Consider the following 15,417-nt stretch of genomic DNA (forward strand, 5'->3'; position numbering starts at 1 on the left):
GCCGCATGATGAATATCACCAGCCAGAAGCACCCCGACGAGGCCGTTTTTCGCCATGTGATCCCGGCAGGGGAGCCGTACCTGTTTGAAGTGAAAATGGGCCAGACCCTGCGTTTGCTCGATCTTGAAGGAAACCAGGCCGTGGATACGCTGTTTTATAACGCCGACAACCACCGGGAACGCTACGATCCGCAGCGCACGTTGCGCCGCCAGGGCAATGCGTATCTGACCACCGGCAGCGTGCTGTGGTCCAATATGGGTAACCCGTTGCTGACCATTGTCGCCGATACCTGTGGCCGCCATGACACCCTCGGCGGCGCGTGCGCCCAGGAGAGCAACACCGTGCGTTATGCGCTGGATAAACGCCATATGCATAGCTGCCGCGATAACTTTCTCTGCGCCTGCCTGCGCGATGGACGTCTGCACAAGCGCGACATTGGCGCCAACATCAACTTCTTTATGAACGTTCCGGTGACCCCGGAGGGCGGACTGACCTTCGAAGATGGCATCTCAGCGCCTGGCAAATACGTTGAACTGCGCGCCGAATGCAACGTCATCGTGCTCATCTCCAACTGCCCACAGTTGAACAACCCGTGCAATGGCTGGAACCCGACCCCGGCGGAGGTGCTGGTATGGAACTGAGTCGGGGTGCGCGTCTGCGCCTTTTTATTTACCACCTGTTTGACGTGCGTGCGAACCGTTTACCGCTCAGTCAGACGCGCCAGACACCACCGCGTCCGTAAACGACCAGCCCCTTATGGACGGCCATAAGGCGAGCCGAATTTCGGCGGGACGACCCGCCACGATTGAGTCCTGACTATGTTTACGAAACTCCTTATCGCTAACCGTGGCGCGATCGCCTGCCGTATCCTGCGCACCTTGCGCACACTCAATGTCACCGGCGTTGCCGTCTGGTCTGAGGCCGACGCCAGCAGTCTGCATATTCGTGATGCCGATGAAGCCATTAGCCTGGGCGACGGCCCGGCGGCACAGACTTATCTTGTCAGCGAAAAAATTATTGATGCGGCCCGCCAGAGCGGCGCACAGGCGATTCATCCCGGCTACGGTTTTCTTTCTGAGAACGCCGCCTTTGCCGAAGCCTGCGAAGCCGCAGGAATGGCATTTGTGGGCCCGACGCCGGAACAACTGCGGGTCTTTGGCTTAAAACATACGGCCCGCGCGCTGGCCAAAGCGCATGGCGTACCGATGCTGGAAGGCACAGAGCTGCTGGCAAACCTCGATGAAGCGCAGCACGCTGCCGCGCAGGTGGGGTTCCCGGTGATGCTGAAAAGCACCGCGGGCGGCGGCGGTATCGGGATGCGGGTGTGCTATAGCGCCGATGAACTGGCCGATGCCTTTGACGCGGTAGTGCGGCTGGGCAAAAACAACTTTAGCGACGCGGGTGTGTTTATTGAGAAGTACATCGAGCGCGCGCGTCATCTGGAAGTGCAAATTTTTGGCGACGGTAAGGGTGAGGTGGTTTCCCTTGGCGTGCGCGACTGCTCGGTACAACGCCGTAACCAGAAAGTGCTGGAAGAGACCCCCGCGCCGAACCTGCCGGATGGCATGGAAGCGGCGCTGTGCTCAGCGGCCATCAAACTGGGTAAAGCGGCGAATTACCGCAGCGCCGGGACCGTTGAATTTGTCTATGACAGTGACGCAAAACGCTTTTACTTCCTGGAAGTGAACACCCGTTTGCAGGTGGAGCATGGTGTTACCGAGCAGGTCTGGGGCGTGGATCTGGTGCGTTGGATGATTGAACTGGCCGCCGGCGATCTGCCGCCGCTGACCGAGCTGGTTGCAGGGCTTACGCCGCAGGGACATGCTGTGCAGGCGCGCGTTTATGCCGAAGATCCGGGCCGCCAGTTCCAGCCGTCGCCGGGGCTACTGACCGACGTGGCGTTTCCGGCCGACGATCGCCGCACGCTGCGCATTGACACTTGGGTGGAAGCGGGCTGCGAAGTACCGCCGTTTTTTGATCCGATGCTGGCGAAAATCATCACCTGGCAGCCCACGCGTGCGCAGGCGATTGCCTGCCTGGATGCCGCGCTGGGCGAAACCCGTCTGTATGGCGTAGAGACCAACCGCCAGTACCTGCGCCAGATTTTAGCCTTTGCCCCGTTTGCGGAGGGCGAGCCCTGGACGCGCTGCCTGGAAGGGTTGCGCTACGAGGCCACTACCCTTGAGGTGGTGAGCGCCGGAACTCAAACCACGGTGCAGGATTACCCTGGCCGCCAGGGCTACTGGGCGGTGGGTGTGCCGCCGTCCGGCCCGATGGATGATCGCGCGCTGCGTCTGGGCAATGCGTTATTGGGGAATGCCGCAACCGATGCTGCGCTGGAAATCACGCTCAGCGGTCCGACGCTGAAATTTAATACCGACGCCGTGGCGGTAGTGACCGGGGCGAGTATCGGGGTCACGCTCGACGGTACATCGCTTGCGATGCATACCGTGTTTACGATTTCCGCGGGCAGCACCCTGCGTCTGGGTGAGGTGAGCGGTGCCGGGGTGCGCAGCTATCTTTGCCTGCGCGGTGGCATTAATGTGCCGGATTATCTTGGCAGCAAAAGCACCTTTACCCTCGGCCAATTTGGCGGTCACGCCGGGCGCGCGCTGCGTACTGGCGATGTGCTGCATCTCAACCCGCTGACGAACCGCGCAAGCGGTGTTGTGCTCGCGCAGGCGTTGCAGACCACATTGCCTGCCGTGCGTGAACTGCGCGTGATCTATGGGCCGCATGGGGCACCGGAATATTTCACCGGCGCGTATATCAACACCTTTTTTGCCACCGACTGGGAAGTGCACTTCAACTCAAGCCGAACCGGGATCCGCCTGATTGGGCCGAAGCCGGAGTGGGTGCGCGAGAGCGGCGGCGAGGCGGGGCTGCACCCGTCCAATATTCATGACAACCCGTATGCCATTGGCGCGGTGGATTTCACCGGGGATATGCCGGTTATCCTTGGCCCGGATGGCCCAAGCCTCGGCGGTTTTGTCTGTCCGGTGACGGTTATCGAAGCGGATTTGCACCAGCTTGGGCAACTGAAAGCGGGGGACAAGGTGCGTTTTGTCCCGGTGGACGTGGCAACGGCGCGTCGGCTGGCACAGGCCAGCCGCCAGGAAGTGGAAACACTGCAACCTGTCCCCGTCAACTGGCATCCTGCCGCGCTGGCTTCCCCGGTGGTGCTGGAGACCGGGGAAGCGGATAAGCGGCTGGTGGCGCGTCTTTCAGGCGATACCCATCTGCTGCTGGAAATAGGCGAACCGGAACTCGACCTGGTACTGCGTTTTCGCGGCCACGCCCTGATGCAGGCGCTGGAATCCCGCGCGCTGGAGGGGGTTATCGATCTGACGCCGGGGATCCGTTCATTGCAGGTGCATTATCAGCCGGAAACCCTGGCGCTGAGCCGTTTGCTGGCGATTATTCACGATCTGTGGGCCGATGTGTGCCAGCACGAAGATCTGGATGTGCCATCCAGGGTGGTCTGGCTGCCGCTCTCCTGGGATGACCCGGCCTGTCAGAAGGCGATTGAAAAATACATGACCACCGTGCGCCGCGACGCGCCATGGTGCCCGAGTAATCTCGAATTTATCCGCCGGATTAACGATCTGGAAAATATCGATGAGGTCTACAAAACCGTCTTTGATGCCCGTTATCTGGTGATGGGGCTGGGAGATGTTTATCTTGGCGCGCCGGTGGCGACACCGCTTGACCCGCGTCACCGTCTGGTGACCACCAAATACAACCCGGCGCGTACCTGGACGGCGGAAAACTCCGTCGGCATTGGCGGCGCATACCTCTGTGTGTATGGCATGGAAGGGCCGGGAGGGTATCAGTTTGTGGGCCGCACCCTGCAAATGTGGAATCGCTATCGTGCGGTCGCTGATTTTGGCGGTAAGCCGTGGCTGCTGCGCTTTTTCGACCAGATTCGCTTTTACCCGGTCTCAGCCGATGAACTGCTCACCATCCGTCGGGACTTCCCGCTCGGGCGCTACCCGCTGCGCATCGAACAGACCACCCTGCGCCTGGCGGAATATCAACAGTTCCTGGCCGATGAAGCGCAGAGCATTGCGGCGAACCGCACCCATCAACAGCAGGCGTTTGCCGCTGAGCGCGATCGCTGGATTGCCAGCGGCCAGGCCCATTTCGACAGCAGCGATGTGATTGCCGACGAGGGGGACGATGCCCCGCTCAGGGCCGGGGAAAGCGGTGTCGACAGCCCGGTTTCCGGCAACCTCTGGCAGGTCAATGTGGAAGTGGGCTCCGTGGTGAAAGAGGGCCAGACGCTGGTGGTGCTGGAGTCGATGAAGATGGAAATTCCGTTAACTGCGCCGCATGACGGCGTGGTCAGTCAGGTTCGGGTGCAGCCGGGAAGCTCCGTGCGCGCCGGGCAATGCGTAGTGGTGATGGAGAAAGCACAATGACACAGACCTTTGATTTGCGCCTCGATACGCTGGCGAAACGCTACCGCAGCGGTGAGATAACGCCGCGTGCGCTTATCATGCAATTGCGCGAGCGGGCGATGGCGCTCAACCCGGAATTTCATCTGTTCATTCATATTCTGAATGAAGCCGAACTGGAACCGCATCTGTCGGCGCTGGAGCAACATCAGCCGGAGGATCTGCCGCTGTACGGCATTCCGTTCGCCATCAAAGACAATATCGATCTCGCAGGCGTTCCCACCACGGCGGCCTGCCCGGCATTTGCTTATATGGCCGGGCAGGATGCTACCCTGGTGCGTCAGTTGATTGCCCTGGGGGCGATTCCGTTGGGTAAAACCAACCTCGATCAGTTTGCCACCGGACTGAACGGCACCCGTTCGCCTTATGGCGCCTGTCGCAACAGCGTTCATCCTGAGTATCCGTCGGGTGGCTCCAGCGCCGGGTCATCGCTGGCGGTGGCGCTGGGCGTCGCCAGTTTTTCATTAGGCACCGACACCGCAGGAAGCGGGCGCGTCCCCGCGTCGCTGAACAATCTGGTGGGGCTGAAAGCCACCAAAGGGCTGATTTCAACGGCGGGCGTCGTGCCAGCGTGCCGAACCCTGGATTGCGTCACCTTCTTTACCGCCACGGCCGCCGAGGCCAGTACCCTGCTGGCGCTGACCGCAATCCAGGACCCGGATGACGACTACAGCCGCCATAACCCACTGTGGAACAGCAAGCAGGCGTTTGGCGTGCCGCAGGCCGGGTTCCGTTTTGGCGTGCCGGATAAGCTGGAGTTCCTGGGCTGCGCCGAGAGTGAAGCGCTCTTTTATCACGCCAAAGCGCAGCTGGAGGCGCTGGGGGGAATACCGGTCGCGCTTGATTTCACGCCGTTTCTGGCGGCGGCAAAACTGCTTTATGAAGGGCCATGGGTGGCAGAGCGCTACCATGTGGCAGGCCATTTGATTGAGCAGCAGCCGGATGCGGTGCTGTCGGTTATCCGCGATGTTCTGCAAAAAGCCCCGACCACCGATGCGGTCAGCGCGTTTGACGGTCTTTATCGGTTGCAGAGCTATAAACGGCAATGCGATGCCTTGCTCGATGCGCTGGATTGCGTACTGACGCCGACCTACCCGCGCCCGGTAACGCTGGCTGAACTGCGCGATGAACCGGTGAAGCGCAATTCTGATCTCGGGTACTACACCAATTTCATGAACCTGCTCGATTACGCGGCCGTCGCGGTTCCGGTCGGGTTTATGTCCAATGGACTCCCCTCGGGCGTGACCCTGTTTGGCCGCGCCTTTACCGATCAGTATCTGCTGAGCGTGGCGGATGCCTTGCAGCGTGTGAATCCGCTGCGCTTGCCTGGGGGCACAACCATCGGGGCTGATGCCCCCACGCATGCTGCGGTAAATGACCGGGTAAACGTGGTGGTCTGCGGTGCGCACCTTGACGGTCTGGCGCTCAATTATCAGTTGCGCCAGCGTCAGGGACATCTGGTGGAGGCGACGCTAAGTGCACCTGCTTACCGCCTGTATGCGCTGGCGGATGGCAAGCGCCCGGGGATGGTTCGCGTTAGCGAAGGCGGCAGGGCCATTGCCGTTGAGGTGTGGTCGCTGCCGTCCAGTGAATTGGGATCATTTCTGGCGGGGATCCCGGCACCGCTCGGGTTAGGCAAAGTGGAGCTCGAAGAGGGGCAGTGGCTGACCGGATTCATTTGTGAAAATAATGGATTAGAGGGCGCAACGGACATCACGGAATATGGCGGCTGGCGTGCGTGGCTTGCCAGTCGGGGATAATGTTAAGCAGCCCTAAAGTGTAAAGAAGTTTCGTCTGCGTTTAATAATTGAAGTTGCGCATGCTTTCGCTCAAAAAACAGCCATACTATAAGTTGTGCCTGATGGCTGACAAGGGGGGGAACGTATGACCGTTGACGAACTTACACAATGTCTGTTGGACAAACTGGTCGATGCCAGAGCTGATCTTGCGACCTATATCCAGATGCGAAAAGCGAAAGGGTATATGTCAGTCAGCGAAAACGATCAATTACGCGAGCACTTCTTCGATCTTGCCAGGGAAATACGCGATAACGGTGTGCAACTGAACACATTGCAGGATGCCGATACCCGAGGGGCATTGTACCGTGCGGAGGAGGCTATCTCCTCTGTGGCGGTGTGCCTGTTAAGCGGGCGCCAGGATTGCCCAACCTATATAGCGGTGAACGTCGAAAAACTGGAAAGAGCCTTTAATGTGCTGAATTTCAGTATCAAGTATCTTTCCGAACATGTATCGCTTGCCGAAATCTAAACGCGGGGGAGGCCACTCCCCCCTTTCTTTTTAAGCTTTTGTAAAAATCCCCTTTCGCCTTGCCGTGCTGGCTAACCTTTATGCAAACCATGAATAAAGGAGTGGGTCATGCATCGTTCCACCGCGTTTGTTATTCCTGCGATATTTCTTTCAGCCTCTGTCATCGCAGCCCCCGCGCCCGTGAAGGTTGAGGTGTTACAAACCAAACTCGATCACCCTTGGTCTCTGGCTTTTTTGCCCGGCGATCAGGGCATGCTGATAACGATGCGCGGCGGTCAGTTGCGACAATGGCTGCCGGGGAAAGGTCTTTCTGACCCGATAACCGGCATTCCGAAGGTTTGGGCTAACGGGCAGGGAGGTCTGTTGGATGTGGTGCTGGCCCCGGATTTTGCTAAGTCGCGCCGGGTCTGGCTGAGCTATGCCGAAGCCGGGCAGGACGGCAAAGCAGGCACAGTCATGGGGTATGGCCGCCTTAGTGATGATGCAAAACACCTTGAGGCTTTCCAGGTGGTTTTTCGCCAGCAGCCCAAATTGTCGACCGGCAATCACTTTGGCGGACGCATGGTGTTTGACGGTAAAGGCTACCTGTGGATTGCGCTGGGGGAAAATAACCAACGCCCCACCGCACAAGACCTCGACAAATTACAGGGCAAACTGGTTCGTCTGACCGACCAGGGTAAAGTCCCGCCGGATAACCCCTTCGTTGGGAAAGCCGGAGCACGGTCGGAAATCTGGGCATACGGGCTTCGTAACCCACAGGGGATGGCGATGAATCCGTGGAGTCACACCCTGTGGATGCATGAGCATGGCCCGCGTGGAGGTGATGAAATCAATATTGCCGGGAAAGGAAAAAATTACGGCTGGCCGCTGGCGACCTGGGGGATAAATTACAGCGGATTACCCATTCCCGAGGCGAAAGGGGGCAGTGTCGAGGGGACCGAGCAGCCCATTTTCTACTGGAAAAAATCGCCGGCTATCAGCGGCATGGCGTTCTATAACTCCGATGTCTTCCCCGAGTGGAAAAATAAACTCTTTATCGGTGCGCTGAAAGATGAAGATGTCATTGTGATGAGCGTAAACGGCAACACCGTGACCGAAGACGGACGCATCCTTAAAGACCGCAAGGCGCGCATTCGCGATGTCCGCGTCGGGCCGGATGGTTATCTGTATGTGCTGACCGATGCGTCAGACGGTGAACTGCTAAAAGTCAGCCCGGCGCGGTAAGGGGCACCGGGCAGGCTTATCAGGTTACCGGAATCATCACCACGTCACGAAACGCCGGGCGCTGCGTCAGCGTCTGGTACCAGCGTTCAAGATGTGGGCGTGGCGTCCAGCTCAGCCCGATGTTGTAGAGGTTGTAGATAAAGGGCGCGACGGCAATATCACCGGGGCCGAACTCAGCGCCGGAGAGCCACGGCTGTCGGGCCAGGGCGTCGTCAAGCAGAGCAAAAAGCGCTTCACAGGCATTGATACCCGCTTCGATGGCCGCATTGTCGCGTTTTTCGACGGGGGTGCGCACCAGCCCCACCAGCAAAATACCGTGTTTCGGCGCCAGCGTGGACAGCGCCCAGTCCATCCACTTTTCCCCCTGCGCGCGCAGCGCGGGTTCATCGTTCCACAGGCGGCGTTGACCATACTGCGCGGCCAGATAGCGAACAATGGTATTGGATTCCCACAGCACAACGTCGGTTTCGTCATCGCGCAGCAATGGCACCAGACCGTTGGGATTCATTGCCAGAAATTCGGCTTCGCGGTTCAGGCCAAACGCGCCGCCCGCGAGGATGTGTTCGTACGGCAGTTCAAGCTCTTCAAGTATCCAGCGCACTTTTTTGACGTTGGAAGAGTTATTCCTGCCCCATAGCGTAATCATGTTACCCCCTTGTGTTTACCACCCAGTCTGAGGCCTTCCATGTTGAGATAAAGTTAACGTTCTGGCAACGATTTACAAAATTATCCACGCGCCAGAGCACAACAATATGTTATTGCATAAACTTTACTTTCCAGTGCTTTTATTCACGCTTGTTATGCGCTATTACTCACGGCTTGTTGCTGCACGGTGGTGCGACGTTGATTTCAGAATGGATACCTGGGTGGCCTATATGACGCATTTTTCTTTATTTCCACGCGGCCTGGCGGCGGGAGCCGCATTGATCGTTCTCTTTTCACCTTCTCTGTATGCAGTGGAACAAGCGCCGGAGGCTCCGCCTGTTGATGCCCGCGCATGGATCCTCATGGATTACGCCAGCGGTAAGGTGCTGGCAGAAGGGAATGCCGATGAGAAACTGGACCCTGCCAGCCTCACCAAATTGATGACCAGTTACGTTGTTGGCCAGGCGTTGAAGGCAGGGAAGATTCACCTGACCGACATCGTGACGGTAGGTAAAGATGCCTGGGCCACCGGAAACCCGGCGTTACGGGGCTCTTCACTGATGTTCCTCAAGCCGGGCGATCAGGTCTCGGTGGCTGACCTTAACAAAGGGGTCATTATTCAGTCTGGCAACGACGCCAGTATCGCCATTGCCGATTTCGTGGCGGGCAGCCAGGATTCTTTCGTCAGCCTGATGAACAGCTATTCGCAAAAACTCGGCCTGACCAACACCACCTTCAAGACCGTCCACGGGCTGGACGCGCCGGGGCAGTTCAGTACCGCCCGCGATATGGCGTTGCTCGGTAAGGCGCTGATTCACGACGTGCCGGACGAGTACGCTATCCACAAAGAGAAAGAGTTCACCTTCAACAAAATTCGTCAGCCGAACCGCAACCGTCTGCTGTGGAGTACCAGCATGAACGTTGACGGGATGAAAACCGGGACAACGGATGGCGCTGGGTACAACCTGGTGGCGTCGGCCACGATGGGTGACATGCGCCTCATTTCCGTGGTACTGGGGGCGAAAACCGACCGCATCCGTTTTAACGAGTCGGAAAAGCTGTTGACATGGGGCTTCCGCTTCTTCGAAACGGTCACGCCTATCAAGCCAGACGCCACCTTTGTAAATCAACGCGTCTGGTTTGGCGCGCAAAGCGAGGCAAAACTGGGCGCGGGGGAGGCCGGTTCGGTCACCATCCCGAAAGGGCAACTGAAAAACCTGAAAGCCTCTTATACCTTAACCGAACCGCAGCTTACCGCGCCGCTTAAACAGGGGCAGGTTGTCGGCACCATTGATTTTCAGCTTAACGGACAGACCATTGAGAAGCGCCCGCTGATTGTGATGGAAGCGGTTGAAGAGGCCGGATTCTTTGGCCGGATGTGGGATTTTGTGCTGATGAAATTCCACCAGTGGTTTGGCTGGTTCGCCTGATAACGGCACACCGTGCCCCGTGGGGGCACGGTCAGAATACCAGTTTGATCTGCGCAGCTTTGGCGAACTCAACCAGTGCTTCGTCGGGGCGACAGTCGCTGACGATAGCGTCAAAATGGCTCAAATCTCCCATGCACGCCGGACGCACTTTGCCGAACTTACTGTGATCAACTACCAGGACATGAAATTGCGCGCTCGCCATCGCCCAGTGTTTTAGCGGTAACTCTTCCAGATTAAAGCAGGTAACCCCCTGCTCAATGTGAACCCCGGCGGCAGAATAAAAGGCCATATCCGGGCGCAGATAGCTCAGTGTCTCTTTGAAATTGAGCGGCTGAAAAATGGCATTACTGGCATGAAATTCGCCGCCGCTCAGGATGGCACGGCACAGCGGCTTTTCCTGGAGGGCAAGGAACGTATTCAGGGAGTAGCACACCCCGGTGAACGGCAGGTCGGCCGGAATGGCTTCGATAATCCAGGGGGTGGTGGTGCCGCAGTCAAAGAACACCATTTGGTGTGGCTGCACCAGTTGCGCGGCTAATTCTGCCGCGCGGCGCTTTTCATCGACCAGACGGGTTTTCTGATCGCTTAGCAGATAATGGCTGGCGGTGCGCGGCTCAAGCACGATATAGCCGCCCAGTAGCACAACCGGCGCGCTGTTGGCGCTGAGATCGCGGCGAATCGTCATTTCTGAAACACCCAGAAGGGCAGCGGCCTCTTTCAGATGCAGCTTATCGCTGCGCTTGAGCGCCGACAGTAACTGGCTTATCCGTTCGTCACGTCTTGTTTCCATAATACCCCTGAATAAAAGAAAGCCCCGCGTTTAGCAGGGCGTTCATCTTACCTTTGCCGCCGGGCTTAGTCACGTACCCAGCCCCGGCGAATCGGAAAGGCAAAACAGAGGCGGTAAAGATGCTGTAGCGTGCGGTGCAGCGCCGGACCGAAGATCTGCCACAGTATCTGCGCGCTCAGACAACCGCACAGACCAACAAACAGACCGCCCACCATATCGAGCGGCCAGTGTACCCCCACGTACACGCGAGACCAGGCAATCGCCAGCGCAACCAGCATCAGCACCGCACCGGACCAGGCCCGATGCCAGGCAATGAAGGCAATGGCAAACGTAAAAATCACCGTACCGTGATCGCTCGGGAACGAGTAATCCGGCGAATGGGGCAGAAAGTTGTAACCGACATGATCAACAAACGGGCGGTTATGGGGGAACAGATGCCCCAACACCAGCGAAAGGCTCATGCTGATCGCCATCGCCATAGTGACTTTAATGACTAACTGGCGCTGTGCGCTAAGCTGTTTACGCGGCCCCCAGAGCCATAGCGCTACGGCAAGTAGCGGCACGATGCTGATTACATCGTTGGCGATAAACCGTGCGGCGGCAATCATCCATGCGGGGGAATCCGGTGTGGCGTTGATCATCGCGAACAGCGTGTAATTCAGATTTTCCAACATGCTCTATATGACTCCGGGCTCTGGCTGATGTGAATGTTTGATGACAGCGCTCACCTTAAAAGCGGCGCGATAAACGGTAAAGTCGTTTCCGCTTATTTCGCGGAGAGTTAGACGATTCTTAAGCCGATTATTGCATTGATGTGACACGGTACGCAGGTATGATTAAGTAAACCTTAAGGTCGAAAAAAGTGCTTTCCACGGGGCGACTGGCATAATTCGCTATCGTCGACCGACTGCTTTGATTACACTCTGCGCGATTTTTCACGTAAAAGAGATGGCATGCAAAACCCTACACTTACTGGTCGCCGCCTGGGACGGCAGGCACTGTTATTTCCCCTTTGCCTGGTCCTGTACGAATTCTCAACCTATATCGCCAACGATATGATTCAGCCCGGCATGCTGGCCGTGGTCGAGCAATATCAGGCAGGGATTGAGTGGGTGCCGACATCAATGACCGCCTATCTTGCGGGCGGCATGTTTTTACAGTGGCTGCTGGGGCCGCTGTCGGACCGTATTGGCCGTCGACCTGTTATGCTGACCGGGGTAGTGTGGTTCGTAGTGACCTGCCTTGCCACGCTGCTGGCGCAAACCATTGAACAGTTCACCCTGCTGCGCTTTTTGCAGGGGATCAGCCTGTGCTTTATTGGCGCGGTCGGCTATGCGGCCATTCAGGAATCTTTTGAAGAGGCGGTGTGCATTAAGATAACCGCGCTGATGGCCAACGTGGCGCTTATCGCACCGCTGCTCGGCCCGCTGGTGGGTGCAGCCTGGGTTCATGCCGCGCCCTGGCAGGGGATGTTTGTACTGTTTGCCGTGCTGGCGGCGGTGGCGTTTGTCGGGCTGCAACGGGCGATGCCAGAAACCGCCACCCGGCTGGGTGAGCCGCTTTCGTTAAAAGCCCTGTGGCACGACTATGCGTTGGTGATGAAAAACGTTCGCTTCGTCGCCGGGGCGCTGGCAACCGGCTTTGTCAGCCTGCCGCTGCTGGCCTGGATTGCCCAGTCACCGATTATTATTATCAGTGGCGAACAGCTCAGCAGCTATGAATATGGGTTATTGCAGGTGCCGATTTTTGGCGCGCTGATCGTCGGCAACCTTGTGCTGGCACGGCTGACTTCGCGGCGTACCGTGCGGTCGCTGATTATTCTTGGCGGCTGGCCTATTGCTGTCGGGCTTATCCTGGCGGCCATTGCAACGGTAGCCTCTTCGCACGCATATCTCTGGATGACGGCAGGTTTGAGCCTGTACGCGTTTGGTATTGGTCTGGCTAATGCCGGACTGGTGCGCCTGACGCTGTTTGCCAGCGATGTCAGTAAAGGCGCGGTTTCGGCGGCGATGGGCATGCTGCAAATGCTGATTTTCACCGTCGGTATCGAAGTCAGTAAACATGCGTATCTGGTCGGCGGCAACGGCCTGTTCAGCCTCTTTAATTTGCTCAACGGCCTGTTCTGGGTGGGGCTGATGGTGATTTTCCTGCGTGATAAAAGCGTCGGGAACTCGCTCGAAAGCTAAGGCTCCACGGTGGGTGAGGGGAGAGCGTCATTCGGCCAGTGATGCGCTTTCGTTACCCGCTTTAGCCTGCGGGCAGCGGGTATCGCGCAAGCCTGCGCCACTTGTTATTCCGCCTGTGATTATATCGACATATCTGCTATCACTTCCGGCGTGTCACCTTTACTGAAAACGCGTATCTTTGATGGCGATATTGCGGAGCACGACGCACCTGCCTGTTCGCAAACTATTCAGAAAAACGTTAGGGACACCACCGATGACCTTCAGAAAGACGCTAATTTCTTTAGTGACCACATACACTCTTTTCCATTTAAGCCCTGTGCTGGCCGCCTCTGCGCCGGCATTCACGCCTGAGCAGGAAGCGCAAATCGGTAAAATCGCCGCCGACTACCTTGTTGCCCATCCGGAGGTGCTGGTGCAGGTCAGCCAGAAATTGCAGCAGCAAGAACAGGAGCGTCAACAGATGGCGCTTACCCAGAAGGTGATGGAGAACCAGGAAGCCCTCTTGCGTGACAAAGATACGCCGGTGATTGGTCCACAGGATGCGAAAGTGGCGGTTATCGAATTCTTCGATTATCAGTGCATTTATTGCAGCAAACTCGCCCCGGAGCTGGAGAAAGTAATGAAGACCAGTCCGGACGTACGTTATATCTTCAAAGAGTGGCCTATTTTCGCATCGCGCTGGGAGAACTCAGAGAAAGCCGCGCTGCGCGGTCTTGATGTCTGGAAGCAGAAAGGTGCTGCCGGGTATGCCATCTATCACAACAGCATTTACCATACCGGGCATAACGAAGGCCAACTGACCGTCGAGGATATCAATGCTGCTGCGAAGGCTGCCGGTGCCACGGATAAGCTGCAGGCGGATTACAGCAATATCCTTGAGAACACCAATACGCTGGCGCAGACGCTGGAACTCACCGGGACGCCAGGGCTGATTGTGATGCCGGTTAAAGGCGCAACCCCGGAGAACATCACCGTCTTCCCTGGGCTGGCGAGCGCGGAACAGATTCAGGCCGCGATTAAAAAAGCCAGCCACTGATTCGCAACATTGCCGTCGGTAAACATTACCGGCGGCAATGCCAGTTATTGGTGTGGTGACGAATTAAAAAAGTATTAAACGTAAAACGCTCTGTTAATTATTTTTATCGAAAAAGTAGTCTCAGTACTTTCGGGGGATTTATCTGTTATTCGCCATTCTTTTTTCGCCATTGCCCGGGTGGCGCATTATGAATTTTCTTAAAAGTCTTTGAGAAGCTTTGCTGATCGTCAAATCCGTACTTAGAGGCTATTTCAATAATAGGCATACTGGTTTTTTGTAGATCTGATGTCGCTTCCATGATCTTTTTTTGTCTGATGTATCGAGCAAGGCTGAGCCCTGTATGATCTTTGAAGATTCTTTGCAGGTGCCTTTTAGAATACCCCGCTCTTTTTGCAGCGATTGCTATGGTGATGTTTTTATCCAGGTTGGCGTCAATCCACATTGTTATTTCCATGATTACCGTTGCTTGTAATTGTGGCATTTTTCTGCGCCTCGCCATTATCTCTTTTTCGTCTATCCTCACTCTCCATTTTTGAAAACGTGTAGTTAGAATGTATAGGTGATGGCACCGGTAAAAGAGAACGTATTTCGTCTGAAAACAATAGGGCTATTTGCAACATCATCATTCAGCCAGTTATAACCCGCACTTAAGGTTGTTCCCCAATGTGTGTCAATTTGGTGGTTCCACAGCAGATTTGTGCTTATGCCGTATAAGCCGCCGCCAGGGGTAAATGTTTGATATCCCGTGCGATCGCTCTGTTTTTGGCTGACACCATAATGAATTTGCATATAGCGGCGATCGCCGAACATGGCTGTATTCTGCAATGCGATAGTATCGATTTCATTCTGCAAAGGAATAAGCGTAAAGGAAGCCTGATATTCTACCCCCTGGCTATCAGTGACAGGAAGAATGGCTTTTCCTTCAATGCTTACCCAGGGCGCTATGGACCAGCCAACTGCCAGCGCAGTATTCATGGCCGCTTTAATATTGCCCATTCCTTTTAATTCATTTGCGCCATCCCGCCAGTTGGAATTACGATCAGAACGCCCCAGGCTATAACCCAGCGAGTGTTCTAAATACAGGCCGTTGTCGGCCTGCAGGTCATATCCCAGACCCTTTTCCGAATCAACAAAAAACGCGCCTTTTCGCCCCTGAATAACGGGCAAGACCTGGAAAAATTGATGATTTGACCCGCTGTAACGCGGCGCGTATTGCCCTGCAATCCCCATGGTAAACGTGTCTGTATTAGCGGTAGTGTCATCCGCATTCGCAAATGACGTTACCGAGGTAAAGAGTAAACCTGTCATCAACGGTACTGTTTTTTGGGGGAACATTGAGCATCTCCGGAATCATTAAAAGCGTATTATTTCAGCGCAAGGT

General features: G+C 56.5%; 13 protein-coding genes. 8 read left to right on the top strand and 5 right to left on the bottom strand.

Annotated features, from left to right (window positions below):
• The first annotated feature begins 5 nt into the window (after window positions 1–5).
• From IP582_RS07810 to IP582_RS07830, 5 genes are all read left to right on the top strand, one after another.
• Complete coding sequence (locus IP582_RS07810; protein ID WP_370551795.1) at window positions 6–641, top strand: urea amidolyase associated protein UAAP2; 636 nt, start codon at window positions 6–8, stop codon at window positions 639–641.
• 177 nt (window positions 642–818) lie between these two features.
• The gene (gene uca / locus IP582_RS07815; protein WP_193795571.1) at window positions 819–4,421 is read left to right on the top strand and encodes an urea carboxylase; all 3,603 of its coding nucleotides are present in this window, start codon (window positions 819–821) and stop codon (window positions 4,419–4,421) included.
• On the top strand, window positions 4,418–6,217 hold the full coding sequence (gene atzF / locus IP582_RS07820; protein ID WP_193795572.1) for an allophanate hydrolase: 1,800 nt from the start codon (window positions 4,418–4,420) through the stop codon (window positions 6,215–6,217). Before uca ends, atzF begins: the two co-directional genes overlap by 4 nt.
• A 124-nt stretch (window positions 6,218–6,341) precedes the next feature.
• Window positions 6,342–6,725, top strand: a complete 384-nt coding sequence (locus tag IP582_RS07825) for a biofilm formation regulator BssR (RefSeq protein WP_039077160.1) — start codon at window positions 6,342–6,344, stop codon at window positions 6,723–6,725.
• 108 nt (window positions 6,726–6,833) lie between these two features.
• Window positions 6,834–7,949 carry a PQQ-dependent sugar dehydrogenase gene (locus IP582_RS07830; RefSeq protein WP_193795573.1) on the top strand — a complete coding sequence of 372 codons (1,116 nt, stop codon included), beginning with the start codon at window positions 6,834–6,836 and terminating at the stop codon, window positions 7,947–7,949.
• A gap of 19 nt (window positions 7,950–7,968) precedes the next feature.
• Here IP582_RS07830 and IP582_RS07835 read toward each other — a convergent pair whose 3' ends face one another.
• Window positions 7,969–8,595, bottom strand: a complete 627-nt coding sequence (locus tag IP582_RS07835) for a glutathione S-transferase family protein (protein WP_193795574.1) — start codon at window positions 8,593–8,595, stop codon at window positions 7,969–7,971.
• Between the two features lie 229 nt (window positions 8,596–8,824).
• On the opposite strand from IP582_RS07835, the gene dacC reads away from it, so the two are divergent.
• A complete protein-coding gene (gene dacC / locus IP582_RS07840) occupies window positions 8,825–10,024 on the top strand; it encodes a serine-type D-Ala-D-Ala carboxypeptidase (protein WP_039078756.1) in 1,200 nt (399 codons plus the stop codon).
• Window positions 10,025–10,055: 31 nt separating this feature from the next.
• Here the strand turns inward: dacC and deoR are convergent, their stop codons facing one another.
• The gene (deoR, locus tag IP582_RS07845; RefSeq protein WP_193795575.1) at window positions 10,056–10,814 is read right to left on the bottom strand and encodes a DNA-binding transcriptional repressor DeoR; all 759 of its coding nucleotides are present in this window, start codon (window positions 10,812–10,814) and stop codon (window positions 10,056–10,058) included.
• Window positions 10,815–10,879: 65 nt separating this feature from the next.
• The gene (gene ybjG, locus IP582_RS07850) at window positions 10,880–11,488 is read right to left on the bottom strand and encodes an undecaprenyl-diphosphate phosphatase (RefSeq protein ID WP_039078477.1); all 609 of its coding nucleotides are present in this window, start codon (window positions 11,486–11,488) and stop codon (window positions 10,880–10,882) included.
• A gap of 279 nt (window positions 11,489–11,767) precedes the next feature.
• Here ybjG and IP582_RS07855 point away from each other — a divergent pair, with 279 nt between their 5' ends.
• Window positions 11,768–13,000: an MFS transporter gene (locus tag IP582_RS07855; RefSeq protein ID WP_193795576.1), complete on the top strand. Its 1,233-nt coding sequence runs from the start codon at window positions 11,768–11,770 to the stop codon at window positions 12,998–13,000.
• Window positions 13,001–13,253: 253 nt separating this feature from the next.
• Window positions 13,254–14,036: a DsbA family protein gene (locus IP582_RS07860; RefSeq protein ID WP_193795577.1), complete on the top strand. Its 783-nt coding sequence runs from the start codon at window positions 13,254–13,256 to the stop codon at window positions 14,034–14,036.
• 145 nt (window positions 14,037–14,181) lie between these two features.
• Here IP582_RS07860 and IP582_RS07865 read toward each other — a convergent pair whose 3' ends face one another.
• Both IP582_RS07865 and IP582_RS07870 read right to left on the bottom strand, forming a co-directional pair.
• Window positions 14,182–14,517 (bottom strand): helix-turn-helix domain-containing protein, encoded by a 336-nt coding sequence (locus IP582_RS07865; protein WP_039078480.1) that lies wholly within the window; start codon window positions 14,515–14,517, stop codon window positions 14,182–14,184.
• Window positions 14,518–14,582: 65 nt separating this feature from the next.
• Window positions 14,583–15,371: a MipA/OmpV family protein gene (locus IP582_RS07870; RefSeq protein WP_193795578.1), complete on the bottom strand. Its 789-nt coding sequence runs from the start codon at window positions 15,369–15,371 to the stop codon at window positions 14,583–14,585.
• Window positions 15,372–15,417: the final 46 nt, after the last annotated feature.

The organism is Citrobacter sp. BDA59-3 (assembly GCF_015167655.1).
GTDB lineage: Bacteria > Pseudomonadota > Gammaproteobacteria > Enterobacterales > Enterobacteriaceae > Phytobacter > Phytobacter diazotrophicus.

What these genes read in the sequence shown, in the direction of transcription:
- deoR (WP_193795575.1), bottom strand. Translation starts at nt 10,814, where the DNA reads ATGGAAACAAGACGTGACGAACGGATAAGCCAGTTACTGTCGGCGCTC.
- dacC (WP_039078756.1), top strand. Translation starts at nt 8,825, where the DNA reads ATGACGCATTTTTCTTTATTTCCACGCGGCCTGGCGGCGGGAGCCGCA.
- IP582_RS07825 (WP_039077160.1), top strand. Translation starts at nt 6,342, where the DNA reads ATGACCGTTGACGAACTTACACAATGTCTGTTGGACAAACTGGTCGAT.
- uca (WP_193795571.1), top strand. Translation starts at nt 819, where the DNA reads ATGTTTACGAAACTCCTTATCGCTAACCGTGGCGCGATCGCCTGCCGT.
- IP582_RS07870 (WP_193795578.1), bottom strand. Translation starts at nt 15,371, where the DNA reads ATGTTCCCCCAAAAAACAGTACCGTTGATGACAGGTTTACTCTTTACC.
- atzF (WP_193795572.1), top strand. Translation starts at nt 4,418, where the DNA reads ATGACACAGACCTTTGATTTGCGCCTCGATACGCTGGCGAAACGCTAC.
- IP582_RS07865 (WP_039078480.1), bottom strand. Translation starts at nt 14,517, where the DNA reads ATGCCACAATTACAAGCAACGGTAATCATGGAAATAACAATGTGGATT.
- IP582_RS07860 (WP_193795577.1), top strand. Translation starts at nt 13,254, where the DNA reads ATGACCTTCAGAAAGACGCTAATTTCTTTAGTGACCACATACACTCTT.
- IP582_RS07810 (WP_370551795.1), top strand. Translation starts at nt 6, where the DNA reads ATGATGAATATCACCAGCCAGAAGCACCCCGACGAGGCCGTTTTTCGC.
- ybjG (WP_039078477.1), bottom strand. Translation starts at nt 11,488, where the DNA reads ATGTTGGAAAATCTGAATTACACGCTGTTCGCGATGATCAACGCCACA.
- IP582_RS07830 (WP_193795573.1), top strand. Translation starts at nt 6,834, where the DNA reads ATGCATCGTTCCACCGCGTTTGTTATTCCTGCGATATTTCTTTCAGCC.
- IP582_RS07855 (WP_193795576.1), top strand. Translation starts at nt 11,768, where the DNA reads ATGCAAAACCCTACACTTACTGGTCGCCGCCTGGGACGGCAGGCACTG.
- IP582_RS07835 (WP_193795574.1), bottom strand. Translation starts at nt 8,595, where the DNA reads ATGATTACGCTATGGGGCAGGAATAACTCTTCCAACGTCAAAAAAGTG.